Annotated in this window: 20 protein-coding genes; 12 read left to right on the top strand and 8 right to left on the bottom strand. The window is 70.7% G+C overall.

Going from position 1 to position 25,581, the window contains the following annotated elements:
- Positions 1-10 precede the first annotated feature (10 nt).
- Genes AB0E94_RS18340 through AB0E94_RS18330 form a run of 3 tightly spaced genes read left to right on the top strand, consistent with a single transcriptional unit; the run spans position 11 to position 2,688 of the window.
- Positions 11-727 (top strand): cytidine deaminase, encoded by a 717-nt coding sequence (locus AB0E94_RS18340; RefSeq protein WP_360327479.1) that lies wholly within the window; start codon positions 11-13, stop codon positions 725-727.
- Positions 724-2,001 (top strand): thymidine phosphorylase, encoded by a 1,278-nt coding sequence (locus AB0E94_RS18335; protein WP_360327477.1) that lies wholly within the window; start codon positions 724-726, stop codon positions 1,999-2,001. Before AB0E94_RS18340 ends, AB0E94_RS18335 begins: the two co-directional genes overlap by 4 nt.
- Before the next feature lie 6 nt (positions 2,002-2,007).
- Entirely contained in the window at positions 2,008-2,688 is a 681-nt protein-coding gene (locus tag AB0E94_RS18330) for a DUF4272 domain-containing protein (protein WP_360327475.1), read from the top strand.
- Here the strand turns inward: AB0E94_RS18330 and AB0E94_RS18325 are convergent.
- Positions 2,685-3,488 carry a putative RNA methyltransferase gene (locus AB0E94_RS18325; protein WP_360327473.1) on the bottom strand — a complete coding sequence of 268 codons (804 nt, stop codon included), beginning with the start codon at positions 3,486-3,488 and terminating at the stop codon, positions 2,685-2,687. The two genes, AB0E94_RS18330 and AB0E94_RS18325, sit on opposite strands and share 4 nt — an antisense overlap.
- Before the next feature lie 26 nt (positions 3,489-3,514).
- On the opposite strand from AB0E94_RS18325, the gene AB0E94_RS18320 reads away from it, so the two are divergent.
- From AB0E94_RS18320 to AB0E94_RS18300, 5 genes are all read left to right on the top strand, one after another.
- Positions 3,515-4,636, top strand: a complete 1,122-nt coding sequence (locus AB0E94_RS18320) for an adenosine deaminase (RefSeq protein WP_360327471.1) — start codon at positions 3,515-3,517, stop codon at positions 4,634-4,636.
- A 454-nt stretch (positions 4,637-5,090) separates the two neighbouring features.
- Positions 5,091-8,534, top strand: a complete 3,444-nt coding sequence (locus AB0E94_RS18315; RefSeq protein ID WP_360327469.1) for a nitrate- and nitrite sensing domain-containing protein — start codon at positions 5,091-5,093, stop codon at positions 8,532-8,534.
- Entirely contained in the window at positions 8,531-8,935 is a 405-nt protein-coding gene (locus AB0E94_RS18310; RefSeq protein ID WP_067706828.1) for a roadblock/LC7 domain-containing protein, read from the top strand. Before AB0E94_RS18315 ends, AB0E94_RS18310 begins: the two co-directional genes overlap by 4 nt.
- Positions 8,936-9,066: 131 nt before the next feature.
- Positions 9,067-9,447 (top strand): DUF742 domain-containing protein, encoded by a 381-nt coding sequence (locus AB0E94_RS18305; RefSeq protein ID WP_317797319.1) that lies wholly within the window; start codon positions 9,067-9,069, stop codon positions 9,445-9,447.
- A gap of 1 nt (position 9,448) precedes the next feature.
- Positions 9,449-10,036 (top strand): ATP/GTP-binding protein, encoded by a 588-nt coding sequence (locus tag AB0E94_RS18300; RefSeq protein WP_043533378.1) that lies wholly within the window; start codon positions 9,449-9,451, stop codon positions 10,034-10,036.
- 137 nt (positions 10,037-10,173) lie between these two features.
- Here AB0E94_RS18300 and AB0E94_RS18295 read toward each other — a convergent pair whose 3' ends face one another.
- From AB0E94_RS18295 to deoC, 6 genes are all read right to left on the bottom strand, one after another.
- Positions 10,174-10,923 carry an HAD family hydrolase gene (locus tag AB0E94_RS18295; RefSeq protein ID WP_360327772.1) on the bottom strand — a complete coding sequence of 250 codons (750 nt, stop codon included), beginning with the start codon at positions 10,921-10,923 and terminating at the stop codon, positions 10,174-10,176.
- Positions 10,923-13,283: a transposase gene (locus AB0E94_RS18290; protein WP_360327466.1), complete on the bottom strand. Its 2,361-nt coding sequence runs from the start codon at positions 13,281-13,283 to the stop codon at positions 10,923-10,925. The genes AB0E94_RS18295 and AB0E94_RS18290 overlap by 1 nt, the downstream gene beginning before the upstream one ends.
- A 64-nt stretch (positions 13,284-13,347) precedes the next feature.
- Positions 13,348-14,205, bottom strand: coding sequence for a DNA primase (locus tag AB0E94_RS18285; RefSeq protein ID WP_360327464.1), 858 nt, complete (start codon positions 14,203-14,205; stop codon positions 13,348-13,350).
- Between the two features lie 93 nt (positions 14,206-14,298).
- Complete coding sequence (locus AB0E94_RS18280) at positions 14,299-15,114, bottom strand: aldehyde dehydrogenase family protein (protein ID WP_360327462.1); 816 nt, start codon at positions 15,112-15,114, stop codon at positions 14,299-14,301.
- Positions 15,115-15,127: 13 nt separating this feature from the next.
- Positions 15,128-16,552 (bottom strand): aldehyde dehydrogenase family protein, encoded by a 1,425-nt coding sequence (locus tag AB0E94_RS18275; protein WP_360327460.1) that lies wholly within the window; start codon positions 16,550-16,552, stop codon positions 15,128-15,130.
- A 5-nt stretch (positions 16,553-16,557) separates the two neighbouring features.
- Positions 16,558-17,487: a deoxyribose-phosphate aldolase gene (gene deoC, locus AB0E94_RS18270; protein ID WP_360327458.1), complete on the bottom strand. Its 930-nt coding sequence runs from the start codon at positions 17,485-17,487 to the stop codon at positions 16,558-16,560.
- A 60-nt stretch (positions 17,488-17,547) separates the two neighbouring features.
- Here deoC and upp point away from each other — a divergent pair, with 60 nt between their 5' ends.
- Positions 17,548-18,180 carry a uracil phosphoribosyltransferase gene (upp, locus tag AB0E94_RS18265; RefSeq protein ID WP_360327456.1) on the top strand — a complete coding sequence of 211 codons (633 nt, stop codon included), beginning with the start codon at positions 17,548-17,550 and terminating at the stop codon, positions 18,178-18,180.
- 467 nt (positions 18,181-18,647) lie between these two features.
- Here the strand turns inward: upp and AB0E94_RS18260 are convergent, their stop codons facing one another.
- Positions 18,648-19,136, bottom strand: a complete 489-nt coding sequence (locus tag AB0E94_RS18260) for an 8-oxo-dGTP diphosphatase (RefSeq protein WP_360327454.1) — start codon at positions 19,134-19,136, stop codon at positions 18,648-18,650.
- 248 nt (positions 19,137-19,384) lie between these two features.
- On the opposite strand from AB0E94_RS18260, the gene AB0E94_RS18255 reads away from it, so the two are divergent.
- The 3 genes from AB0E94_RS18255 to AB0E94_RS18245 are packed head-to-tail and all read left to right on the top strand — an operon-like array spanning position 19,385 to position 25,546.
- On the top strand, positions 19,385-21,514 hold the full coding sequence (locus AB0E94_RS18255) for a CDP-glycerol glycerophosphotransferase family protein (RefSeq protein WP_360327452.1): 2,130 nt from the start codon (positions 19,385-19,387) through the stop codon (positions 21,512-21,514).
- Complete coding sequence (locus AB0E94_RS18250) at positions 21,507-24,842, top strand: CDP-glycerol glycerophosphotransferase family protein (RefSeq protein WP_360327450.1); 3,336 nt, start codon at positions 21,507-21,509, stop codon at positions 24,840-24,842. Before AB0E94_RS18255 ends, AB0E94_RS18250 begins: the two co-directional genes overlap by 8 nt.
- A gap of 17 nt (positions 24,843-24,859) precedes the next feature.
- Entirely contained in the window at positions 24,860-25,546 is a 687-nt protein-coding gene (locus AB0E94_RS18245) for a GPP34 family phosphoprotein (protein WP_360327448.1), read from the top strand.
- Positions 25,547-25,581: the final 35 nt, after the last annotated feature.

Below are 25,581 nucleotides of genomic sequence, written 5' to 3'. Positions count from 1 at the left end.
AATCGGCGTCATGGAGATCGACTGGGCGGCCCTGCGTGCTGCCGCCATCGAGACGATGCGGCGAGCGTACGCGCCGGTTTCGGACTTCCCGGTCGGCGTCGCCGGCCTGGTCGACGACGGCCGGATGGTGGTCGGCTGCAACGTGGAGAACGCCTCGCTCGGCATGACCCTGTGCGCCGAGTGCGGCCTGGTCAGCTCGCTGCACGCGACGGGCGGCGGCCGGCTGGTGGCGATCTCCTGCGTGGACGCGACAGGCGCCCCGCTGATGCCGTGCGGCCGCTGCCGCCAGCTGCTCTGGGAGCACGGCGGCCCGGAGCTGCTGGTCGAGGCGCTGCCCCGGCCGCTGCGGATGACCGAGCTGCTGCCGCACGCGTTCGGCTACGAGGACATGGAGCGGGTCACCGGCCCGGTCGGCGCCGCCGACGTCCCGGCCGATCTCGCCAAGTGGCGCGGCCGGGGGACGGTCTTCGTGCACCCGGACATCTCCGGTGGCGAGACGATCTGGACGGGTTACTGGGAGCGGTCGTCCGGTGAGCCGGGCTCGGCCGAGGAGAAGGGCATCCTGGAGGAAGGGCCGAACCTGCCCACGACGGCCGCCGCGGTGGCCTGGGGACTGGTCCGTACTCCGCGGGTCGTGGTGGTGGATGCCGAGGGCGGCCTGTCCTGGGCCGGCGAGGGAGAGGCCCCGGAGGGCATCCCGCAGCGTTGGGAAGAGGAAAAACCGTGAGTGCATTCGCAGCGGTGGACGTGATCCGGGCCAAGCGGGACGGCCACGTGCTCACCGACGCCCAGATCGACTGGGTGGTCGACGCCTACACCAAGGGTGTCGTCGCCGACGAGCAGATGTCGGCGCTCGCCATGGCGATCCTGCTGCGCGGCATGACGCCCGCCGAGATCGCCCGCTGGACCGCGGCGATGATCGCCAGCGGTGAGCGGCTGGACCTCTCCTCGGTCACCCGGCCGACCGCCGACAAGCACTCCACCGGCGGTGTCGGCGACAAGATCACCCTGCCGCTCACCCCGCTGGTCGCCGCGTGCGGCGTCGCCGTGCCCCAGCTGTCCGGCCGTGGTCTCGGTCACACCGGCGGCACGCTGGACAAGCTGGAGTCGATCGCCGGCTGGCAGGCCCGGATCAGCAACGATCAGTTCAAGAGCCAGTTGCAGGACATCGGCGCGGTCATCTGCGCGGCCGGCGAGGGCCTGGCGCCGGCCGACCGCAAGCTGTACGCGTTGCGCGACGTCACCGGCACGGTCGAAGCGATTCCGCTGATCGCCAGCTCGATCATGAGCAAGAAGATCGCCGAGGGCACCGGCGCGCTGGTCCTGGACGTGAAGGTGGGCACCGGCGCGTTCATGAAGGACCTGGCGACCGCGCAGGAGCTGGCCCGCACCATGGTCCAGCTCGGCAAGGACAGCGGCGTCACCACCGTCGCCCTGCTGACCGACATGAGCACCCCACTGGGCCTGGCCATCGGCAACGCCAACGAGGTCGCCGAGTCGGTGGAGGTCCTCTCCGGCGGCGGACCGTCCGATGTGGTGGAACTCACTCTGGCCCTGGCCCGGGAGATGCTGGCCGCCGCCGGTGTGGACGCCGACCCGGAGAAGGTCCTGGCCGGCGGGCAGGCGATGGACACCTGGCGGGCGATGATCCAGGCGCAGGGCGGCGACCCGGACGCGCCGCTGCCCACCGCCGCGCACACCGAGGAGCTGCGCGCCACCGAGGACGGCGTGGTGACCTCGATCGACGCGTACGGCGTGGGCATCGCAGCCTGGCGTCTCGGCGCCGGCCGCGCCCGCAAGGAGGACCCGGTCAGCTTCGGCGCCGGCGTGCAGCTGCGGGTCCGCCCAGGCGACCGGGTCAAGGCCGGTGACGTGCTGCTGGAGCTGCGCGCCGACGACGAGTCGCGGATCCCCGCGGCCCGTACCGACGCCCTCGGCGCCATCACCGTCGGGGCCGGACAGCCCACCTCTTCCCCGCTCCTGCTCGACCGCATAGCCTGAGCCGCCATGCAGAAGGCCGCCCCCGACCCCCGCGCGGTCCGCGAGGCAAGTCTCGACGAGCTGGCCCGTCTCGGCCTGCCCCTGCCCCCACTGGCGTTCCCGCTGGTCTGGGAGGCCGGAGACACAGTCGAGCTGCGCCCGACCGCGGAGCTGGAAGCTCGCGCCTCGGTGCTGCACGTCGTCGTCGCCCGCTGCTTCGGTATGCCCACCGAGGCCGCGATGAGCTGGCTGCTCGGCTCACACCTGGTGGAGCAGGTCACCCCGCCGGAGTGGCAGTTCGTGATCGGCGCGAAAGGCGACCACCGCTCGTTCGTGCTGCACCACGACGCCGTCTTCGCGCTGGCCTGGGTGCTCGGCCTGAGCCGGCACCTGGACCCCACGGTGGCGCCCGACGACCGGATGATGGCCCAGATGCCGGACCTGCCGGCCGGGGAGACGTTCACCAGCTGGCGGTCCCGGTCACTGGTCGCAGTCCGGGACCCGATCGAGGCCGCCGTCCTGCTCGACCTGTACTACTGCCTGGACTGGGCCTACCAGGAGGCGGAACAGAACGGCCGGTCACTGCCGGGCGAGGTGGACAGCAACGCGATCGGCCAGCGCCGATGGGCTCTTGAGTGGGCCGTGGTGTTCCAGGGGCCGTACCATGACGCGCCCCCGGAATGGGAGGAAGTCGACCTCTCGGTCTAGGGCAGCGGCCGGTAGGCCGCCACGTCGACGGCGGCGGTCACCGTCAGGTCCCGGGTGGGCAGGCCGTCCGCCGGCACGTGCCGAGCGCTGGGGGTCATCCCGATCAGCGTCCGGGCCTCGGTGGCGGTCAGTTTCAGCTCACGCCGCAGAGTGATGCTCGACACCTGGGTGAAGTGCTCACCGAGGCTGCCGCTGACCCGGGCCGCCTTGTCCGGGTCGACCTGGATCAGCCCGTGCGCGGTGACCAGCTCGGCCAGGTGGTCGGCGGCCGGGGTGACCACCAGCAGCAGCCCGCCGGGCCGGAGCACCCGGCGGAACTCGGGGCCGTTGCGTGGCGCGAAGACGTCGAGGATCACGCTCACGGCGGCGTCGGCGACCGGCAGCGGCCGCCACAGGTCGGTCAGCACCGCGCCCGCCCGCGGATGCGCTTTCGCGGCCCGCCGCAGCGCCGGCTTGGAGACGTCCAGGCCCAGGCCGATCGCCTCGGGCGAGGCGTCCAGGAACCGGGCCAGGTAGTCGCCGGTCCCGGTGCCGGCGTCCAGCACGAGTCCCTCGGCCGCATGCCCGGCCAGCTCCTCGGCGATGAACGAGTAGTGCCCGGCGGCCAGGAAACCGGCCCGGTCGGCCACCATCTCGGCACTGTCGCCGACATGTGGCAGCCGTCCGGCGCTCAGGTCGGCGTACCCCTGCCGGGCCATGTCGAAGCTGTGCCGCCGCGGGCAGCGCAGCGCCCGGTCCTGCCTGGTGAGTGGTTCCCGGCACACCGGGCATCGCAGATACGGAATTGCTCCGTCGATCATCGAGCGCTTCCCTCTAGGCTCTTCTGATGGCTGGCATCGAACACTCCGACATCATCAAGGCCCCGAAAGTCCTGCTGCACGACCACCTGGACGGTGGACTGCGGCCGGCCACCATCGTCGAGCTGGCCGAGAAGGTCGGACACCAACTGCCCTCCACTGATCCGGAACGACTCGGCGAGTGGTTCGTCGCCGCCGCCGACTCCGGCTCGCTGGAACGGTACCTGGAGACCTTCGCCCACACCGTCGCGGTGATGCAGACCGAGGAGGGCCTGCACCGGGTCGCCAAGGAGTGCGCCCTGGACCTGGCCGCCGACGGCGTCGTCTACGCCGAGATCAGGTATGCGCCGGAGCAGCACCTGGAGCGCGGCCTGACGCTCGACCGGGTGGTCGAGGTGGTGCACGAGGGGTTCCGGGAGGGCTGCGCCGAGGCGGCCGCCAAGGGCACCCCGATCCGGATCGGCACCCTGCTCACCGCGATGCGGCACGCCGCCCGGTCGCAGGAGATCGCCGAGCTGGCGGTCCGCTACCGGGACAGCGGCGTGGTCGGTTTCGACATCGCCGGCGCCGAGGCGGGCTTCCCGCCCACCCGGCACCTGGACGCCTTCGAGTACCTCCAGCGGGAGAACTTCCACTTCACCATCCACGCCGGCGAGGCCTTCGGCCTGCCGTCGATCTGGCAGGCCATCCAGTGGTGCGGCGCCGACCGATTGGGCCATGGGGTACGCCTGGTCGACGACATCACGGTCACCGCGGACGGGCCGAGCGCCCCGACGGTCACCGGAGGCACCCATTCCGCGCCGCCGGTGCTGGGCCGTCTCGCCGCCTACGTCCGCGACAAGCGGATCCCGCTCGAGCTGTGCCCGTCCTCGAACGTGCAGACCGGCGCCGCCGCGTCGATCTCCGATCACCCGATCAAGCTGCTGCACGACCTGCGGTTCCGGGTCACGGTCAACACCGACAACCGGCTGATGAGCGGCACGTCGATGTCGAAGGAGATGACCCTGCTGTCGGAGGCGTTCGGGTGGGGCTGGCTGGAGTTCCAGTGGCTCACCATCAACGCCATGAAGTCGGCTTTCATCCCGTATGACGAGCGGCTGGCGCTCATCAACGAGGTGATCAAGCCGGCGTACGCCAAGCTCGTCGCCTGAGATCCCGCTATAGCAGGTCAAATCGGGATCGGGACGAACGTACGTCAAAAGAAATCGACCGTCCGCTTGGAGCTCCCCGCCGTTCGGCTAGACTGCCGCCTGCAAAGTCGGCACACTCTGCGGCGTTGCCTTGCCGATCGCGGGGAACCGAGTCATCGTCACTTCTATCGCGATCGACTACGATCGGGACCCGATCGGCCTGCACCCACCCCCCAACGCTGCGCCGATCGAGTAAGTGACCTTGAGAGATGTGCTGCACCACAGGCAGTGATATTGAGGCCGGCGATGTCCAACTACGAGGTTGCAACATCGCGTCACACAACCGGTCCGTGTCCGCCTGCTCTTTCTCTTTGACACTTGTCGTGATGGAATCTCGGGGGCCCGACGTCGGCGAGTCGGCCGTGTGCGGTGCCCGGCGAGCCGAATGCCGGGCCCGAATCAGGAGGACGGTGACGTGAGCAAGCGCCCCAACAGCGCGAATGGCGTCATGTCGCGTCTCAGTCGACCTGCGGGTCGACTCCGAGACCTACCGATCTGGTCCAAACTTGGCCTGATCATGCTGGTGCCGACGGTGGCTACGATCGTCGTCGGTGTCAACGGCCTCGTCGACCACATCGACCAAGCCAGCAACGCGGAGCGCGCGCGCACCCTCTCGGTGCTCTCCGAGGCCGCCGGTGGTCTTGTCGACCACCTTCAGGCCGAGCGCACCTATGGCGTGATGATCGCCAACAGCCCTAAGAACAGCGAGCCGTTCAAGGCCGCCGTCAAGCTGTACAACGAAGAGGCCCCCGAGGTCGACGACGCCAAAGAGCCGTACCTTCAGCAGAAGGGCGCTCTGGAGGACGTCCCGGACAACGTGGGACAGTTGCTCCTCCGCCTCGACCGCAACATCGAGGACCTGCCGGCTGTCCGCAGCCGGGTCGCCAAGGGCGACGAGGACGAGGGCAACATCCGCAACACCTACACCCGACTCATCGAGGACCTTCTGCAGGTCCGCGACATCTCCGCCCAGCTCGCCAACGACCAGCAGCTGAGCGACCACCTGCGGGTCGTCGCCGCGGTCGCCCGGGCCAAGGACTACATCTCCCAGCAGCGTTACCTGGGCCAGGAGATGGTCGCCGACCAGAAGTTCGACAACGCACACCGGCGCAGCCTGCTGGTGACCGTGACCGGTTACGACTCGGCGGTGAAGGCCCTCAACGCGGTCGGCACCACCGAGGAGACCACCTACTTCGAGAACACGGTGAGCGGTCCGAAGCGGCAGGCCGCGGAGAACTACACCGACCCGCTGGACTTCCGCCCCACCAACGGGACCACCCCGCTGCCGTTCAACTCCGCCCAATGGGAGGAGGCGCTGGCCGGCTACAACGACCTGTTCCGGCAGGTCGAGGTGGAGTTCGACAAGAAGATCGTGTCCGACGCCACCGACCTGCGTGACGAGACCAACCAGGACGTCTTCCTGGAGACGAGCCTGCTGCTCGGCATGCTCCTGCTGGCCATCCTCTTCGCGTGGTTGGTCGCCCGGTCGATGGCCCGCTCGCTGCGTGAGCTGCGTCAGGGTGCTCTCGCGGTCGCCCAGTTCGGTCTGCCGCACGCGGTGAGCCGGCTGCGTGACCCGGCGCTCTCCGCGTCGCTCACCCCGGCCCAGGTCGCCGACCAGATCGCCGAGCCACTCCCGGTGCGTAGCCGGGACGAGTTCGGGCAGGTGACCGAGGCGTTCAACGCGGTTCACCTCGAGGCGGTCCGCACCGCGGCCGAGCAGGCCGCACTCCGTGCCTCCGTCGCGACGATGTTCGTCAACCTCGCCCGTCGTTCGCAGATCCTGGTCGACCGGCTCATCGGTCACCTGGACCGGCTGGAGCGTGGCGAGGAGGACCCGGACCGTCTGGCCGAGCTCTTCCAGCTCGACCACCTGGCCACCCGAATGCGGCGTAACGACGAGAACCTCCTGGTTCTCGCCGGTGCCGACTCGACCCGTGTCCAGCGTGAGCCGGCTGCCCTGATCGACGTGCTCCGCGCCGCGCAGTCCGAGGTCGAGCACTACACCCGCATCGAGTTCGGCATGATCGACCGGGACATCGAGGTCGCGGCCCACGCCGTGAACGACATGGTCCACCTGGTCGCCGAGCTCTTCGACAACGCGACCGCCTTCTCCCCGCCGAACTCCAACGTTCTGGTCGAGGCCCGGCGCGTCGGTGAGAACGCCATCCTGACGGTCGAGGACCACGGCATCGGTATCAGCCGTGAGCAGCTCCGCGACCTCAACGAGCGCCTCGCCAACCCGCCGACGGTGGACGTGGCCGTCTCCCGCATGATGGGCCTGGTCGTGGTCGCCCGGCTGGCGAACCGGCACGCGGTCCGGGTCGAGCTCCGGCCCGCGGACCGCGAGCGCGGCACCGTGGCCGAGGTCGGCCTGCCGGTCTCCGTTCTGGCCGCGGCGGCTACCGCCCAGGTCCAGGGTCGGAGCCCGTTCGACGGCGGTCCGGGCTCCGGTCTGCCGGGCTTCGGCGAGCCGCTGGCTCTGGAGAGCGGCTACCCGGGCTCCAACGGGTCGAACGGCTACCCGGGCTCCAACGGCTCCAACGGCGCGGTCCCGGCGTGGTCCGACCTCACCGGTGCGGCTCCGGCCGGCTTCGGTGGGTTCAACGGCGGCGGCTTCAACGGCAACGGCAACGGCTCGGCCAACGGGTTCCACGGTCCGCGCAGCAACGAGGTCATCCCGCCGCTGCCGTCCGGCCCGCAGGGCTTCGCCGGTCTGGACGAGCTGGCCCAGCGCCGCAACGGCGGAGACTTCCGCCCGGACAACGACATCAACGGTTTCGGTACGACCATTCCGCGTCAGCTCCCGGCCAACCCGGAGAGCCAGCGACCGAACTCGTTCATGCCTCCGGTTTCAGCGCCTCCGGTTCCGCCGATCTCGGCGCCTCCGGTGTCGCCCGCCCCGCCGATCTCGGCTTCGCCGTACTCGTCGGGCCCGATCGAGCCGGTGTCGGCCACGCCGATGTCCGGATCACCGTTCGACCAGCGGAACTCGTTCGCCTCGGCACCGCCGGCCTGGCCGCCGGTCGCCGCGGAGCGCGAGCCCGCCACCCCGCACGTCCCGGAGAACCTGGCCGCCGCGCTCGACATGACTGCCGAGATCCCGCGGTTCCGCCCGGAGAACTTCGAGGTGCAGCCGCAGGTGTCGCGGCCGGCCGCCCCGCAGACGGCGCCGGTCCCGGCGACGCCCGCACTGCCGGCCACGCCCGACCCGGCGGAGGCCCAGGCCACCGCCGCGGCACAGATGGCTTCGGCCCGCGAGGGCGCTGTCCCGTTCGCGGACGAGACCATGGAGCTGCCGATCTTCCGGGAGCTGGAGTCGGCGTGGTTCACCACGACGACGCCCGGAAACGACGCCCCACCGGCCCGGCCCAAGGTTTCCGGGGTCGGCGAGGAGTCGGTCGTCTCGCAGCGCATCCCGACCGGGGAACCGGTCCGCACCGCGGGTGTGCCGCAACAGGCGGCATCACCCGAGTCCCGCAACCTCGATCCGGCTACTGTTGGTGCGCCGGCCGCGGCGGCGGCGGGTTACAGCAACGGTGGCGCCCCGGCCGCGAATCCCTGGCGGACAGCGGCCGACGACGGGTGGCAGGCGGCCCGCGCGGCTGCTGAGACACCTGTCGAGGTCACCACCACGGCGGGCCTTCCGAAGCGCACGCCGATGGCTCAACTCGTCCCCGGTGGTGTCGACCGGGGCGGTACCTCCGTCCAGCGCCGTACGCCTGAGGGGGTTCGCGGGCTACTCTCCGCGTACCACCGCGGTGTGCAGCGCGGTCGCACCAAGGAACAATCGACCAACCTGGAGGACACTCCGGGAGGGCAGCAGCCCTCGCAGGCTGGCAAGGAGCATGAGGCATGACATCTACGCAGGATCTGGGTTGGCTTCTGGCCAACTTCGCTGACCGCGTTCCCGGGGTCGCGCACGCGATCGCGGTCTCCGCCGATGGGCTGCTCCTGGCGTCCTCGCGGGACCTCCCCCGGGACCGCGCCGACCAGTTGGCGGCCATCGCGTCCGGCCTGGTAAGCCTGACGCAGGGTGCCGCCCGATGCTTTGAGGGTGGCGCCGTCCTCCAGACGGTCGTCGAGATGGACAACGGTTTCCTGTTCCTGATGTCCATCTCTGACGGTTCGTCGTTCGCGGTTCTCGCGGCGCGCAGCTGTGACGTCGGTCAGGTCGGCTATGAGATGGCTCTCCTGGTCGACCGGGTCGGCGAGGCTCTGACGCCCGCGCCGCGCTCGGCGGCCGGGGTGCTGGGCTGAAGCGGTAGTGGGCCGGGGACATCCAGGGGTTTGTCTGGGGTTTTACGGTCCGAGTAAGCTCAGCCGGCTACTGGTAAAAGCTTTGATAACCAATACACTTCGAGGGGCCGAGGGAGGGGTTGACGGTGACGATGCCTGAACGCGATGAGCCGACTGGCGCGCTGGTCAGGCCGTACGCCATGACCCGCGGTCGGACCCGGCCGAAGCTTGAGATAGCGCTGGAAGCGCTGGTCGAGACAACCGTGCGCGGGCGTTCCGGAATGGGTCGCGGCGGGCAGGGTGGAAGCGAGCATCAGTACATCGCGGCGATGTGCGACGGCGGCCGAGTTCAGTCGCTGGCGGAAATCGCCGCACGCATGCAACTGCCGCTCGGTGTGGCACGTGTGATCGTCGCGGACATGGCCTCTGACGGCCTGGTCGCTGTGTACGAGCCCACCTCGCTCGAAGACGAGACCGACGCGGTAGGCACGGAACTGCTGGAAAGGGTGCTGAGTGGACTTCGCAGGCTCTGACATGTCGCACCGTCCCGCTGCGGGACGCGTGACATCGGCGAAGATTGTCATCGCCGGTGGCTTCGGCGTCGGTAAGACGACGCTGGTTGGGTCGGTCTCGGAGATCACCCCACTGACGACTGAGGCGATCATGACCTCGGCCGGTGTGGGTGTCGACGACAACCGGCAGGTGCCGGGGAAGATGACCACCACCGTGGCCATGGACTTCGGCCGGATCAGCATCGACCGCGACCTGATCCTCTACCTGTTCGGAACGCCTGGCCAGACGCGGTTCTGGTTCATGTGGGACGAGCTGGTCCGAGGCGCGATCGGTGCCGTGGTCATGGTGGACACGCGTCGGCTCGCCGACTGCTTCGCCGCCATCGACTTCTTCGAGCACAGGCGCCTGCCGTACCTGGTGGCGATCAACTGCTTCGACGGCATGCAGTACCACAACGCGCAGGACGTGCGGGACGCTCTGGCGGTCTCGTCTGACGTGCCCGTCGTGAGCTGCGACGCCCGTAACCGCGAGTCGACGAAGAACGTCCTCATCTCGCTCGTCGAGTATGTGCTGACGATGCGTCGGACCCGCGCTACGGCACCGGCCTGATCAAGCAGTAACACCCACCTCAGCAGGCGTTCCGCTCAAAAGGCGGTGGAAAGCCCCGCTCTGGCCAGCCGATGACTCGGTAGGCCGGATCGGGGCTTTCGCGCGCTTTCCGGCCGATCGCCATCGTATAGGAGTGATCACCCGTTGTCATGGCTCGATCCCAGCAAACGGATCAAGTCATCGAGGTCGTCGATACGGTGCTCGGGCAGGTAACTGTCGGGATCGGCACGCAGGCCGCTGACACCCGGATAGGCCGCGTTGGTGACCAGGACCGGGCGCATGCCGGCCCGGCGGGCGCCGTCGTGCTCCCGGCTGCCGCCGTCACCGACGAACCAGCATTCGCCGGCCGGCACCCCGAGACGGGCGGCGGCTGTCGCGTACAACCGGGGGTCGGGCTTGCGGTGTCCCTCCCGCCAGGAGAAGACCGGTGCGTCGATCCGGGACGCGTAGGCGGTCTGCGGCCATGCCTCGCACAGCTCGCTGGAGCAGTCGCTGATCAGCCCCAGGCGGTAATTGCGGGCCCGGAGGTGGTCCAGTACCGCGAGGACGCCTGGACGGGGCGTACGGACCCGCTCAGCGCCCGCGTGGTGAGTCGCCACGGCTCGGTCGAGTCGTTCCTCGTCCGGATCCGCCCCGCATCGCCTGGCGATCGTCCGGAGGGTGTCCCGGGTCCCGCCGTAGGCGCCGATGATCCGTTCCGGGAAGCTCGACGCCATCGCCGTCCAGAACCGCTCCGGGTCCGCTCCCAGCGCCACCGCGGTCGTCTGGAGCGTCTCCTTCCGGAGCAACTCGGCTGAGGGGTCGGTCAGGGTCCCGAAGAAGTCGAAGACGACCGCAGAAGGCCGCGACCCCGAGGGGTGCGGCCTTCTGTCCGTGTGCGGTGCGATCAGCGTCCGCCGTACCCCGCGTTGTTGTTGCGGTATTCGTCGGCGGGCTGGCCGTCGCGGCTGAAGTCCCAGCCACCGGCGGCCTCGCGGCCCGGTCGTCCACCCATCGCGAAGCCGCCGATCTCCTGCCCGCGACGCCAGCCGCGGAAGTAGCCGGTGGTGTGCGCGGCGATCGACGCGGCGTCCCGGACGATCCGGAGCGGGCGCTCCTCACGCAGCGGCGAGCCGGGCACCAGGTTCGCCTGGGGCACGCGTTTCGGCAGGCCGGCCGAGGTCTCCGCGGCGATGGCCGGGGTGGCCGCCTTCTGTGCGGCGCGCCAGCCACTGTCGTTCGGGTTGGACCAGTTGACGTCGCCGTCCGAGTCGGTGGTGCCGGTGAACCACGCCGACCGGGCGGCCGCGAAGATCAGCAGGTCACCGTCGCTGCTGTCGGACGGGACCGGCGGCGCTGTGCTGCGGTCCAGCGCGGTGATCTTGGGGCGTTCGTCGTCGACGACCCGCAGTGGCGGGGTGCCGCCGATCTGGTCGAGCCCGGGCAGGCGGGCCCGGCCACTGCTGTTGCGGGCCTGGTCGACCAGGCGCAGCGACGGCTCCTTGGGCGGGGTCGGCGGCTCGAGGCTGTCCTGCCACGGCGGCCGGACCCGGCCACCGGTCGGCGAACTGACCGAGGCCGCGGCCGGCGAGGGACGCGACGAGGTCGGCCGGGACGGCAGGTCCCCGCGGGATGGCAGGTCAGAACCGCGGGACGGCAGGGTGCCACGGGACGGCAGGTCAGAACCGCGCGAGGGCAGATCAGAACCGCGGGAAGGCAGATCGGAGCCGCGCGAGGGCAGATCAGAGCCGCGCATGGGCAGGTCGGGGCGGGCGGCCTCGTCCTTCTCCGTGTTCAGCAGCGGCCAGTTGGCCCGGGAACCCGGCTCCGCGATCTCCTGACCCGGCCGCTGAGCCGGCATCGGGAGACTGAAGTCGGTGGGACCGGCGGCCGAGCCGTTGGCGGCCGGCTGCCGGGTGGTCGGGCGCGGCGGGATGACCGTGCGCTGGCGCTCGGCACGGGCCCGGGTCAGCTCCGCGTTCGAAAGGGTGGCGCGGAACGGCTCGCCGGCGTCGGCCGGGCTGGAGCCGGCCGGCTGCACCGACGACGGGACGGCCGGGTTGCGCGAGCCGGGAACCGGGCGCGAGCCGGGGGTGATCGGTGTCATGCCGGGCGGAGGCGGCGGGACCGACACCGGCCGGTTCAGCGGGCTGCCGGCGCGGCCGGGCAGACCGTTCGCCGCGGCCGGGGCCATCGGCGGCGGGCCGATCGGGTCGGGTGCGACAGGCGGGGCGGTCATCGGCTGCGGGACAGCCGGTCCGTTACCCGTCGAGGACGGCTCGGGACGGCCACGCCGGCCGAACCGGGAGCCGTTGTCACCGCTCGGCACCGGCTGGAGCGGCGCGGGCTCGCGGCGTGCGCTGCGGCGGCCGACACCCTGGCTGGAGCCGGGCGGGGTGGCCCGGGCGGCGAGCGTGCCGACCAGGGCGGAGCAGGCGGCGTCGCAGGAGCGGACGGCCGCGATCGCCTGGCGCACCGCGTCGGCGGCGGCCGGGGCGAGAGACTTGTTGACCCCGCCACGGCGCGGCGACTCGCTGATCGCCACGTGCAGGGCGGTGACGGCGGCGATCAGCTCGCTCTCGCTGCCGGCGCCGGCACGGGCCAGCTCGGCGGCGATCTCCCGGAGCAGATGCGTCGGGTCGCCGGCCCGGCCGGTCAGCCGGCCGGGCTCGGGGACCGCGTCGAGAACGGCGAGCGCCAGGTGGTGCGAGGGATCCGGGTAGGCCCGGAGGGCGGCCGGGTACAGCTCGCGGAGCACCTCGCGCAGGGCGACGGCCGCGGAGTTGCGCCCGACCAGCATGGCCACGTGCGCCGCGAGGACCGGCTTGTAGCTGACCAGCTCGCGCGGCGCCGGAAGGGTCACCGCGGCGATCGCGCCGGCCTGGAGAGCCCGGGCCAGGCCGACGGCCCGGCGGGCCGCCAGCGGCGCGGAGATCTCCTCGGGGGAGTCGTCGTCGGAGAAGCGCTCGGCGAAGTCGTCGGCGTCATCGTCGTCGACCACCACGAGTGGCCGCCCGGCCGCGGTGAGCAGCGAGGTGACGACGTGGTCGTCGCTGTCGGCGGCGACCGCCGCGTCGCTGAAGCCCGTCGTCCGTTCCACGAGCAGCGTCCCCAGCAGGGCGTATCCGGCCGGGTCGTCGCTGATCTCATGGACGCCGAGCAACCGGCCTGCGTCGTCCACCACGGCGATGGTCAGCGGCGCGGCCGAAGCCGAACGCACCGAATCATCAGCCGACGCCAGACCGCAGTACACGCGCACGAGCGCCACGGCGTCGTCCTCCTCCCCGGGGGTGCTTCTCAGTGGCCAAGGATTGATATTCCCTGGTAATCGGTCAGTCACGCCAGTCCACAGCGGCAGAGATCTTTCCGATCACCGAGCGCCAACCCAGACTGGCCTGCTGAGCTCCGATCTTCTTCAGGCGGCGACGCCCGAAGAATCCGCCCATCCCGCCCTTCTCCGCGGTCCGGAGGGACTCGTCGAGGTCGTCGAGCGGCGAGCCCGGCGCCAGTGCCAGGATCACCGGTTTGATGCGGAGCGCATAACCCAGGTCACGGGCCACCTCGCCGGCGTTGATGAGCAGCGGCAGATCCCACGTGTCGTGTCCGCCCCGCAGGTTTTCCACCACGAGGTCGAGCTCGTAGCGGTCCTCCGGCTGCGGGTCGATGTCGCTCGACTGTACCCGCTCGGCCAGGTCACCCCAGGTGTCCAATTGTGCGAGATCGTGCGGAGCACCCGAACGAAGGAAGGAGACGAGCGATTCGGCGCTCTTGAAGGCGAGCAGTCGGCCCTTGTGGCTGAGGAACATGGGCACTTCTTCGTCGTCCGCCTGGGCGGCCGGCTCGTCCTCGAAGTCGGCCGGGTCCGGCTCGTCGGAGGATTCGCTCTTGCCGTCCTCGTCCTCGGCGAGGAGCGCCTGGTACTCCTCGTCGACGATGACCTCTTCCTCGTCCTCCTCGTGGCGCCGCTTGCGGGCCTCGAAGGGGTCGTCCTCGTCGACCTGAACCTCGGTCGGCTCGAGCTCGGACGCCTTCCGGTACGCCCGGAGGGTCAGACCCACCCCGCCCGGCAGAGCGATCTCCACCGGCTCGATGCGGACCTGATCCCAAAGGTCCCGCCCGGAAGACCCCACGGGCGAGGACTTCTCCGCCACCGGCGCGGACGCCTCGGGCTCGTCGGACTGGCTGGTCACGGTGACCTCCGGGTGATGTGGGAGTGCTGGGACGTGGTGACTCTGGGCACACACCCTAGTCGGCAACGCTGTGTGACAGCGTCCCCGGTGGCCTCAGTAGCCCTTCGGATGCCATACCGTCTTCGTCTCCAGCAGCGCGGTCATCGGGCGCAGGCCCGGATCGGCGGTGAAGTCCGTCGCTGCCCCGGGCCGGAGCACCCGCTTCAGGGTGCCGGCGGCCGACCGCTCCAGTTCGGCGGCCAGCTCCGGGTGGTCGACGCCGGTCAGGTCCAGGGCGTTCACGTCGTCGTGTGAGGCGAGCCACGGCGCGGTCTCGGCGTAGCGCCCGGTGAGCAGGTTCACCACGCCGCCCGGCACGTCGGAGGTTGCCAGCACCTCGGCCAGGGTGATCGCCACCTGCGGGCCGGCGGCCAGCACCACGGTCGTGTTCCCCGTCACGATCGCCGGAGCGATCACACTGACCAGCCCGAGCAGTGAAGCCGGGGCGATCACGGCGACGACGCCGGTCGGCTCCGGCGCGGAGATGTTGAAGAACGGGCCGGCCACCGGGTTGGCGCCGCCGGCCACCTGGGCGATCTTGTCGGACCAGCCCGCATACCAGACCCAGCGGTCGATCGCGGCGTCCACCTCGTCGCCCGGCACGCCGAGCGCGGTGAACTCGCCCCGCCGGGCCTCCAGCATCTCGGCGATCCGGTAGAGGACCTGACCCCGGTTGTACGCCGTGGCGCCGGCCCATTTCGGCTGGGCGGCCCGGGCCGCGAGCACCGCGTCCCGCGCGTCCTTGCGGGAGGCGAGGGCCACGTTGTCGCCGTCTGCCACGAACGTCCGTCCTGACTCGCTGCGCGGGAACTTGCCACCGATGTAGAGCTTGTAGGTCTTGCGGACGGTGAGCCGGGTCGCCGTCTCCACGACTTTGGATGCCTTAGGCAAGGTACGCCTCCAGTCCGTGCCGGCCACCCTCGCGGCCGTAGCCGGACTCCTTGTAGCCGCCGAACGGCGACGCCGGGTCGAATTTGTTGAACGTGTTCGCCCACACCACGCCGGCCCGCAGCTGGTCGGCCACGGCGAGGATCCGGGAGCCCTTCTCGGTCCAGATGCCGGCGGACAGCCCGTACGGAGTGTTGTTGGCCTTGACGACCGCTTCGTCCGGAGTACGGAAGGTGAGCACCGACAGCACCGGCCCGAAGATCTCCTCCCGGGCGATCCGGTGCGCCTGGGTCACCCCGGTGAAGATCGTTGGCGCGAACCAGAAGCCCCGGTCCGGCAGCGAACACTCCGGCGACCAGCGCTCGGCGCCCTCCTCGGACCCTATTTCCGACAATTCCTTAATACGGGCGAGCTGCGCGGCCGAGTTGATCGCGCCGATGTCGGTGTTCTTGTCCAGCGGGTCGCCGACGCGCAGCGTGGCCATCCGCCGTTTGAGCGAGGAGAGCAGCTCGTCAGCGATGGACTCCTGCACCAGCAGGCGTGACCCGGCGCAGCAGACGTGCCCCTGGTTGAAGAAGATCCCGTTGACGATGCCCTCGACGGCCTGGTCGATCGGGGCGTCGTCGAAGACGATGTTCGCCGCCTTGCCGCCGAGCTCCAGGGTGAGGCGCTTGCCGGTGCCGGCCACGGTCCGGGCGATCTCCCGGCCGACCTCGGTCGAGCCGGTGAAGGCGACCTTGTCCACCTCCGGATGGGCCACCAGGTACGCCCCGGTGTCGCCGGCCCCGGTGACGATGTTGACCACGCCCGCCGGCAGCTCGGCCTGACGGCACACGTCGGCGAAGAACAGCGCCGACAGCGGGGTGGTCTCGGCCGGCTTGAGCACCACGGTGTTGCCGGTGGCGAGCGCCGGGGCGACCTTCCACGCGAGCATGAGCAGCGGGAAGTTCCACGGGATGACCTGGGCGGCCACGCCGAGCGGCCGCGGGTCGGGCCCGAACCCCGCGTAGGCCAGCTTGTCGGCCCAGCCCGCGTAGTAGAAGAAGTGCGCCGCGACCAGGGGCAGGTCGACGTCGCGGGACTCCTTGATCGGCTTGCCGTTGTCCAGTGACTCCAGCACGGCCAGCTCACGGGACCGCTCCTGGATGATCCGGGCGATCCGGAACAGGTACTTGGCGCGCTCCGACCCGGGCAGCGCCGACCAGGGGCCGAACGCGCGGCGGGCGGCGGCCACCGCCCGGTCGACGTCCTCCGGGCCGGCCGACGTGACCTCGGCGAGCACCTCCTCGGTGGCCGGGTTGACGGTCTTGAAGACGTTGCCGTCCTTGCCGCCGTCGAACGAGCCGTCGATGAACAACCCGTAGGACGAGGCGATCTCTACTACGGAACGCGATTCCGGAGCTGGTGCATACTCGAACATCGGCCTCAGTCCAGGGTGAAGTAGTCAGGGCCGGCGTAGTGGCCGGTGGTGAGCTTGGTGCGCTGCATGAGTAGATCGTTGAGCAGCGAGGACGCGCCGAACCGGAACCGGTCCGGGTCGAGCCAGTCGTCGCCGACGGTCTCGTTGATCAGCACCAGGTACTTGATGGCGTCCTTGGTGGTCTTGATGCCGCCGGCCGGTTTGACCCCGATGATCCGGCCGTGCCGCTCCCGGAAGTCGCGGACCGCCTCCAGCATGACCAGGGTGATCGGCAGCGTCGCGTTGACCGCCACCTTGCCGGTGGACGTCTTGATGAAGTCGGCGCCGGCCAGCATGGCCAGCCAGGACGCCCGCCGGATGTTGTCGTACGTCCCGAGCTCGCCGGTCTCCAGGATGACCTTGAGGTGGGCGCCGCCGCACGCCTCCTTGACCGCCACGATCTCCTCGAAGACGTGGGTGTAGTCGCCGGCCAGGAACGCGCCCCGGCTGATCACCATGTCGATCTCGTCGGCGCCGGCGGCCACCGCGTCACGGGTGTCGGCCAGCTTGACCTCCAGCGGCGCCTGCCCGGACGGGAAGGCGGTGGCCACGCTGGCCAGATGCACCCCGGAGCCGGCCAGCGCCTCGGCGGCGACCTTGACCATCGCCGGGTAGACGCAGATCGCCGCGACCGAGGGGCAGGACGGATCGGCCGGGTCGGGGCGCCGGGCCTTGGCGCACAGCGCGCGCACCTTGCCGGGCGTGTCGGCGCCCTCCAGCGTGGTCAGGTCGACCATGCGAATGGCCAGGTCGATGGCCTTTGCCTTGGCATCCGTCTTGATCGAGCGGGTGGCGAGTGCCGCCGCCCGCGCCTCGACGCCCACCTTGTCGACCCCGGGCAGGCCGTGCAGGAAGGAGCGGAGATCAGACAGACCGGCGGACACTGTCACAGTCATGAAAGGGATTCTACGCAACCCTGTGACAGTTGATCTTGATTGAACGATAGGTTGTTGCCCGTGGACGTCCTAGTCGTAGATCATCCCCTGGCCCAGACCCGGCTCACCGCGATGCGCCGTACCGACACCGACTCCGGTGTCTTCCGCGCCTCGCTGCACGAGCTGACCACCATGGTGGTCTACGAGGCGGCCCGCCTCTTCGCCGTCGAGAAGTACCCCATCGAGACCCCGGTCGCGCCCACCGAGGGCACCCGGCTCGCCAACCCGCCGCTGATCGTCCCGGTGCTGCGGGCCGGCCTCGGCATGGCCGACGCCGCGCTCGCGCTGCTGCCCGAGTCGTCGATGGGCTTCGTCGGCCTGGCCCGCGACGAGGAGACCCACGAGCCGCGCGCCTACATGGAGTCGCTGCCGGCCGACCTGACCGACCAGCCGGTGCTGGTCCTCGACCCGATGCTGGCCACCGGCGGCTCGCTGCTGCACTGCTGCCGCCTGCTGGCCGACCGGGGCTGCACCGACATCATCATCTGCTGCGTGCTGGCCGCCCCCGAGGGCATCGAGCGCCTGAAGGACTCGGGCCTGCCGCTGCGCCTGATCACCGCGTCGATCGACCAGGGCCTCAACGACAAGGCCTACATCGTGCCCGGCCTGGGCGACGCCGGCGACCGCCAGTTCGGCGGCATGCGCCGCTTCTAGACCCCCATCTGGTACGGGCCACCACTCGGACAAACGCACCAGCCACTTCCCGTGGCTACCCCGCGACGCCCGTGCCGCTCTCGGCCTCCAGCGCGGCCGCCGGGCTGATGCGGTGGTCACCGATAACCGCGAGCCGTCGCCTACGCGGGTAATGCCTCCGGCATTCCCGACGTGAGCGACGGCTCACGCATTGCGGCGGGCGTCGCAGGCCGCGAGCCGTCGCTCAGAGCGGTAATGCCCCCGGCATTACCCGCGTAGGCGACGGCTCACGGTCGCCGGCGGGTCCCGGAGACCGCGAGCCGTCGCTGGGCGCGGTATTGGCGGCGGCTTTACCGACGTGAGCGACGGCTCGCGGTCTCGGTGACCACCGGATCAGCCCGGCGGGCGCGCTGGAGGCCTGGAGCGGTGTGGGCGTCGCGTGGCGCCGGCGGGACTGTCCCGATTCGGCGGGGCGGGTGGCCGTACGACTAGATGGTGTTGAAGTTCCAGCTCTGCGCCTTGCCGGCGGCGAACGGCATCACGCCGTGGAACACCTCGGGTTTCTCGGCGAAGACCAGGGGCAGGAAGTGGCGGTCGGACTCCCACATCGGGAGGGAGCCGGAGAGCACCTCGTCGATCGCGACCCAGTGCAGGCTGCCTTCGTCGTTGGCCGAGTGCGGCGTGCCGGTCCAGGACGTGATCCGGAAGAGGAAGCCGAACCAGTTCTCGCCGTCGCGCCCGAAACCGGGCCAGGAGATCGTCCCGGCGAGCTCGACGCCGGTGCAGTCGATCCCGGCCTCCTCGTGGATCTCCCGGCGCAGGCCGGTGACCACGTCCTCGCCGGGCTCCAGCTTGCCGCCGAGGCCGTTGTAGTACCCGTAGTGGATGTCGTCGGGCCGGGCGTCGCGCCGGATCATGAGGATGCGGCTGCGGTCGGGGGAGAAGACGTATCCGAGGGTTGCCAGGACTGCTCGCACCGGAGCACCCTAGCCTGACAAGGGGATGCGCATCGGCCGACAGGTGGAGGAAACGAGACTGATCGTCCACTCGTGGGCGCCGCCGCCGGCGGGGCCGCTCCGACGGTCTGGAAACCGCAGCCCGCACAGCCTATCGCCGCCGCTGCGAGGTCGAAGTTAGATGGTCATCTTAATGACGGTCTCAGTTAGCGTCGATGATACTGTGGGCGCTTCCTCGACGACGTCACACGGATGGTCTGCGTCCACCTATGCCGAACTTGACCAGTTTAGTCGTGCCTGCGTGGCAAGTGCAGGGTTATCTGAACGAATGTCTGGATTCGATCCTGCGCCAGCAAGCCGTCGAGGGTGTGGAGGTCCTGGCGGTCGACGACGCCTCCCCTGATCACTCCGGTCAGGTCATCGACGAGCGTGCCGCGGCTGATCCGCGGATCGTCGCGATCCACCTGGAGACCAACGCCGGACCGGGCGCGGCGCGTAACGCCGGGCTGGACCGGGCGACCGGTGAGTACGTGTGGTTCGTCGACGGCGACGACCGGATCGCCCCGGGCGCCCTGGCCGCCGTCGAGGCGCGGCTGCTCGAGGAGAAACCCGACGTGCTGCTGGTCGGCGTGGCCCGGGAGCGCTGGAACCGTAAGGTGTCCCGCTTCGTCACGCCGAAGAAGGCGCGGACCGGCGCCGAGGCGCTGACCGTGGCCCCGCCGCCGCTGGGTGGCCTGGTGGTGCGCCGGCAGTTCCTGATCGACGCCGGCATCCGGTTCGAGTCCGAGTGGTATGAGGACCTCGCCTTCGGGTATGCGGTGCTCGCCGCCACCGACAACGTGGCCACCCTCGAACCGCCCTGTTACATCCGCCGGCTGGACCGGCAGGGATCGCTGCGCGGCAGGTCGAAACGGCACATCGAGGCGGTTCGCCAGTGGGACCGGGCGCTCAGCCTGTCCGCTGTGGATCAGGCCGAGCCGAAGCTCCGCCGCCGGGTGCTGAACCGTGCCGTCAACGAGCTGCTGGCGATCATGGAGAACGGCTCGCGCCTGCCGGAGAAGTCGCGGCGCGCGATGTTCACCGAGATCTCCGGGCTGCTGCGCAAGCACGAGAAGCGGACCTCGCCGCGCCCGGGTGGCCTCGGCGGGCTGCGGCTCAAGCTGCTCGCCGCCGACTCCTACTCGGCGTACCGCTTGCTGCGCGGTGGCCGGGGTGCGGCCGGCGGGGTGCTCGGCAAGGCCCGCGGCGCCGCGGGCAAGGCCAAGACGACGCTGCGCAAGGCGAACCTGCTGCGTTACTACAAGCAGCAGCTGCGGCTGCCGATCGACGAGAATCTGGCGGTGTACGGGGCGTACTGGTACCGCGGCTACGCGTGCAACCCGGCCGCGATCTACGAGAAGGCCAAAGAGCTCGCCCCGCAGGTCCGTGGTGTCTGGGTGGTCAAGCCCGGCGCCCGCGAGGTGCCCGAGGGCGTGACCGTGGTGCACCCGGGGACCAAGGCGTACTACCGGACGATCGCCCGCGCCAAGTACATGATCAACAACGCCACCTTCCCGCCGGACGTGGTGAAACGGCCCGGCCAGGTCCAGGTGCAGACCCACCACGGCACGCCGCTCAAGACCATGGGCCTGGACCAGCCGCGCTTCCCGGCCTCGCTGGGCGGTTTCAACCCCGACCGGATGCGGCTGAACCTCGCCAAGTGGGACTTCAGCATCACCGCGAACCGGCACACCACGCTGCTCTGGGACCGCCAGTTCCCGATCAAGGGGGAGACCCTGGAGACCGGGTACCCGCGTAACGACCGGCTGGCGCTGGCCGGCCCGGACGACGTCGCCGCCGCCCGCGCCGAGCTGGGCCTGGGCGCCGACGAGCAGGTCGTGCTCTACGCGCCCACGCACCGTGAGTGGCACTCCGTCTTCACCCCGCCGCTGGACGTCGACGAGCTGGCCGAGGCGCTCGGCCCGAACGTGCGGATCCTGCTGCGCGGCCACTACTTCTACGATTCGATCGGCTTCCCGCCGCGGCACCCCAGGGTGCTCGACGTGTCCAGCTTCCCGTCTGTGGAGACGCTGGCAATCGCGTCCGATGCGCTGATCACCGACTTCTCGTCTGTCATGTTCGACTATGCGGTGCTGAACCGGCCGCTGGTCATCTTCGCGCCGGACTGGGAGGTCTACAAAGCAGTGCGCGGTGTCTCCTTCGATCTGGAAGCCGACCATCCCGGCACGTTCGTCCGCACCTTCGACGCGCTCGTCGAGGCGTTCCGCAGCGGTGCGATCGACGACGAGCCCGCCCGGCAGGCCCGGGGCCGTTTCCGGGAGCGGTTCTGCTCCCTCGAGGACGGTCACGCCGCCGAGCGGGTCGTCCGGCGCGTCTTCCTGGGGGAACCCCTTGTCTGAGCTGGTGCCCGGCCTGGTCAGTGTGATCGTGCCGATCTACAACGTCGAACCGTTCCTGCGTGACTGCCTGGACTCGCTGCGCGCCCAGACCTACTCGAACCTCCAGGTCATCCTGGTCGACGACGGGTCCACCGACGGCTCCCCGGCGATCGCCGAGGAGTACGTCGCCGCCGACCCGCGGTTCCAGCTGATCCGGCAGGCCAACGCCGGCCTCAGCGCGGCCCGCAACGCCGGCATGCCGGCCGCGAACGGCGAGTTCCTGGCCTTCGTGGACAGTGACGACCTGCTCGCCGCGCACGCGTACGAGGTGCTGGTCGGCGCGCTCGAGGACGGCGCCGACTTCGCCACCGGCGGGGTCGTGCGGCTCACCTCGCGCGGCACCCATCGGGGCGCCCCGCACAAGACCGCGATCACCAAGACCAAACTGGACGCCCACGTCTCCACCCGGCCGGCGCTGCTGGCCGACCGCACGATCTGGAACAAGCTGTTCCGCCGCAGCTTCTACGACGAGCACGGCTTCGAGTTCCCGGTCGGCCGGCTCTACGAGGACGCTCCGGTCACCGTGCCCGCGCACGCGCTGGCGAAGAAGGTCGCGGTGGTCGCCGGGACGATCTACTTCTGGCGGCTCCGGGAAGGGGCGGTCCGGTCGATCACCCAGTCCGGTGGGGACCTGCGCAACCTGGTGGACCGCTTCTTCTCGATCGACCTGGCGGCGAAGGCGCTCGACCGGGCCGGTAAGAAGGAGCTGCGCCAGGAGTTCCTGAAGCTCTCCATCAAGGACCAGCTCAGCAACTACTTCAAGTTCCTGCCCTCGGCGACGCCGGAATTCCAGTCGACGTTCATGGAGCTGTCCCGGGCGTACCTGAAGCAGGTCGACCCGAGCGTGATCAGCGAGCTGCCGGTGGAGATCCGCCCGCACTGGAAACTGATCAACCAGGGCCGCTTCGACGACCTGATCGAGCTCATCGACCACGGCTACCGGCTCAACGCCAAGCCGGTCAAGGCGTCCCACGTGGAGGCGGTCGTCCGCTCGGTCACCTGGGAGAACGGCAAGCTCGTGCTGGCCGGCTCGATCGGCTCCCCGATGGCGCAGTCCACCCGTACCGGCCGGTTGAAGGTCTTCTGGGCCAGCAACCCGGCCGAGGGCCGCCGGATCCCGATCTGGTCGCGTTCGCAGACCGGTGGCTTCGTGCTCCGGCTCAAGCCCGAGTCGCTGCGTTCCGGCAGCTCCTGGCAGGCCGGCCAGTGGACCATCGCGGCCGCCGTGAACCAGGGCCTCCAGCTGCGCAAGACAGTGCTCCGGCTGCCCAGCGACTGGACCGAGCCGATGCCCCGGATCCCGGTGGCGCCGGGCGTCTGGGTGATGCCGTTCGCGGCCAAGGGCGACCTGCGGGTCTCGGTGATCAAAGCGGACGGCTGGCTCACCGGAACCCACCGCGACGGTGACGACCTGGTCCTGGTGGGCCGGCTGCGCCAGCGGCGGGACAGCGCCCAGATCCGGCTGTGCCGGGCCGCGGGCATCGTCACGCACACGGTGGCGGCCGAGATCGGCGAGGACGGGCGTGAGTTCACCGCGCGGGTGCCGCTGGAGTGGATCGCGCTCGACGTCCGCGACGACAACCACGCGGAGGGCCACTACGGGCAGCGGTTCCTGCTGGAGCTGGTCACCGGTGAGACGGTCCGCCTGATGGCCGGGGACGACTACCAGGCGATGCGTACGCCGTACGGCAGCGACGAGGTCTTCACCACGGTCGCCGAGAGCAACCGGGCCGTCTCGATCGCGACCCGCCCGCAGGGGCCGGTGGTCACCGACATCACCTGGCGGCCGGACGGCGTGATGGTGCTCAGCGGCGACAGCCCGGTGCCCGCCGAGGGCCGGCTGCTGCTGCGCCTGCGTGGCCGCCGCAAGGACCTGGGCCTGCCGCTGAAGGTGGTGGACGGGCGCTGGGAGGTGGCCGTCGACCCGGCCGGCGTGCCGACCCTGGCCGGCCGGCTGCCGCTGGTCGCCGGCACCTGGGACCTGACGTTCCGGGCGCCCGGCAACCGCCACGACACGACCACACCGCTGCCCTTCGACGCCGCGGTGCTGGCCGCGCTGCCGCTCGACGGGCCGGACAAGCACGGCGTTCAGGGCCGCATGCGTGGCGGGCCGAACGACCGCGCGGTGCTCGACCTGATCGTTCCGGAGACCGGTCCGGAGGAGCACAACCGGCTGCTCAAGCGGTACTTCCCGGCTTCCGGCCGGACGGAGCTGCGTGAGGTGGTGCTGCTCGACGCCGCGCCCGGACGCCGGTTCTTCGACGACCCGGCCGCCCTGCTCGCCGAGCTGCGGTCCCGGCCGGACGCACCCCCGGTGCTCTGGACCGTCGACCGGGGCCAGCCGCTGCCGGACGGTGTCGAGGCGGTCTCGCTCGGCTCCGAGGAGTGGTACTCGGCGCTGGCCACCAGCCGCTGGGTGGTCACCAACGACAACCTGCCGCTCTGGTTCAAGCCGGCCGCCGGTCAGGTGGTGCTGCGGCTGGCCGGTGGCTGGCCGGTGGCCCGTTCCGGCGCCCTGGCCAGCGCCCACCCGCTCGGGCAGACCCTGATCGACCAGCTGCGCTCGGACGCGGCGTCGTGGACCGCGGTGGCCTCACCGAGCCTGACCGCCACCCCGGTGCTGCGCGAGGAGTTCGGCTTCGAGGGGACGGTGCTGGAGTACGGCCGCCCGGCCAACGACCTGCTCTCCGCGATCGACCGGGACGCCGCCAAGGCGCACGTGCTCCAGCTGCTCGGACTGCCGGAGAAGACCAGCCTGGTCCTGTACGCCCCGACCCGCCGGCCGTCGGACCTGCGCCGGCGCGGGGCCAGCGATCCGGGCCGGCTGCTCGACCTGCTGGGTGTCGCCACCGCGCTGCCGCCGGACCACCGGCTGCTGGTGCGCCGCCATCCGGGCGTTCCGGACGACGTGATGGGCCAGGTCGACGGTGTGCTCGACGTGACGGCGTACCCCCAGGTGAGTGAACTGCTGCTCGCGACCGACATGCTGGTCACCGACTACTCGGCCCTGCTCGCCGACTACGCGAGCACCGGCCGGCCGGCTCTGCTCTACGTGCCGGACCTGGAGGAGTTCGAGAGCTCCCCGGGCCTCAACGTGGACCTGGAGCGGGAGGCCCCTGGTCCGCTGCTGCGGGAGTCCGCCGAGGTGGCGGCCGCGCTTCAGGACATTCCGGCGATCGTCGCCGAATACCGGCACCGGGCGGAGGCCTTCGCGGCGACACACGGTGCGGGCGGAGAGGGCGGCGCGGCGGCAAAGCTCGTCGACTGGATGATGGCGGCCGGGCGTTGAGCAACTATCGTTCGGACATGACGTCCATCCCCCTCGCCGAGGAACTGCTTCTCCTCGCGTACGACGACCAGAGCGGTAAAGCGACCGGATCCCGGATCGGCCTCGATCTCGGTATGGCCGCGGCCGTCCTGATCGATCTCGCTCTGGCGAATCGTGTTGCCTACGCGGCCGACGGATACCTGAAGGTCGTGGACGCCACGCCGCTCGGCGACCCGGTGGCTGACGCAGTCCTGGAGAAGATCACGACGGAGGAGCCGCACACGCCCGCCCAGTGGCTCCAGCGGCTCCGGCACCGGCTGCGTACGCGGGTGCTGGAGGACCTGTGCGCCCGGGGTGTGGTGCAGGACGTGGACGAGACCCAGCTGGGCGTCATCCACGTGCACCGTTACCCGACCACCGATCCGGCGTATGAGGCCGAGATCCGCAGCCGGCTGGCCGCCGCGCTGATCGGCAACACCCTGCCCGACGAGCGGACGGCCGCGCTGGCCACCCTGCTCGTCGCGGCGCGGATGGAACCGGCGCTGAAACTGCCGGCCGACGAGGCCGACCGGGCGCACGAGCGTCTCGCCGAGATCGCCAGCAACGCCGGCTTCGTCGGTGACGTGACCCTGGAGGACTCCATCGTGCGGCCCAGCGTCGCTCTGGTGGTGGCCACCCTGGGCCGGGCCATCCAGGCCGCACTCGGGGCGCCCAAGCCGATCTGACGCCGTCTCCCGGGGCTTCAGCGAGCCCCGGGACG

It is taken from the genome of Actinoplanes sp. NPDC026670, from assembly GCF_040638175.1.
In the GTDB taxonomy this organism is placed as follows: Bacteria; Actinomycetota; Actinomycetes; order Mycobacteriales; family Micromonosporaceae; genus Actinoplanes.
This window is presented reverse-complemented; position numbering and strand designations above follow the sequence as displayed.

Bases quoted from the DNA above. Each gene is read 5' to 3' on its own strand.
- AB0E94_RS18305 (WP_317797319.1), top strand. From the start codon at position 9,067: ATGCCTGAACGCGATGAGCCGACTGGCGCGCTGGTCAGGCCGTACGCC.
- AB0E94_RS18255 (WP_360327452.1), top strand. From the start codon at position 19,385: ATGCCGAACTTGACCAGTTTAGTCGTGCCTGCGTGGCAAGTGCAGGGT.
- deoC (WP_360327458.1), bottom strand. From the start codon at position 17,487: ATGACTGTGACAGTGTCCGCCGGTCTGTCTGATCTCCGCTCCTTCCTG.
- AB0E94_RS18275 (WP_360327460.1), bottom strand. From the start codon at position 16,552: ATGTTCGAGTATGCACCAGCTCCGGAATCGCGTTCCGTAGTAGAGATC.
- AB0E94_RS18325 (WP_360327473.1), bottom strand. From the start codon at position 3,488: ATGATCGACGGAGCAATTCCGTATCTGCGATGCCCGGTGTGCCGGGAA.
- AB0E94_RS18310 (WP_067706828.1), top strand. From the start codon at position 8,531: ATGACATCTACGCAGGATCTGGGTTGGCTTCTGGCCAACTTCGCTGAC.
- AB0E94_RS18245 (WP_360327448.1), top strand. From the start codon at position 24,860: ATGACGTCCATCCCCCTCGCCGAGGAACTGCTTCTCCTCGCGTACGAC.
- AB0E94_RS18340 (WP_360327479.1), top strand. From the start codon at position 11: ATGGAGATCGACTGGGCGGCCCTGCGTGCTGCCGCCATCGAGACGATG.
- AB0E94_RS18300 (WP_043533378.1), top strand. From the start codon at position 9,449: ATGTCGCACCGTCCCGCTGCGGGACGCGTGACATCGGCGAAGATTGTC.
- AB0E94_RS18320 (WP_360327471.1), top strand. From the start codon at position 3,515: ATGGCTGGCATCGAACACTCCGACATCATCAAGGCCCCGAAAGTCCTG.
- AB0E94_RS18330 (WP_360327475.1), top strand. From the start codon at position 2,008: ATGCAGAAGGCCGCCCCCGACCCCCGCGCGGTCCGCGAGGCAAGTCTC.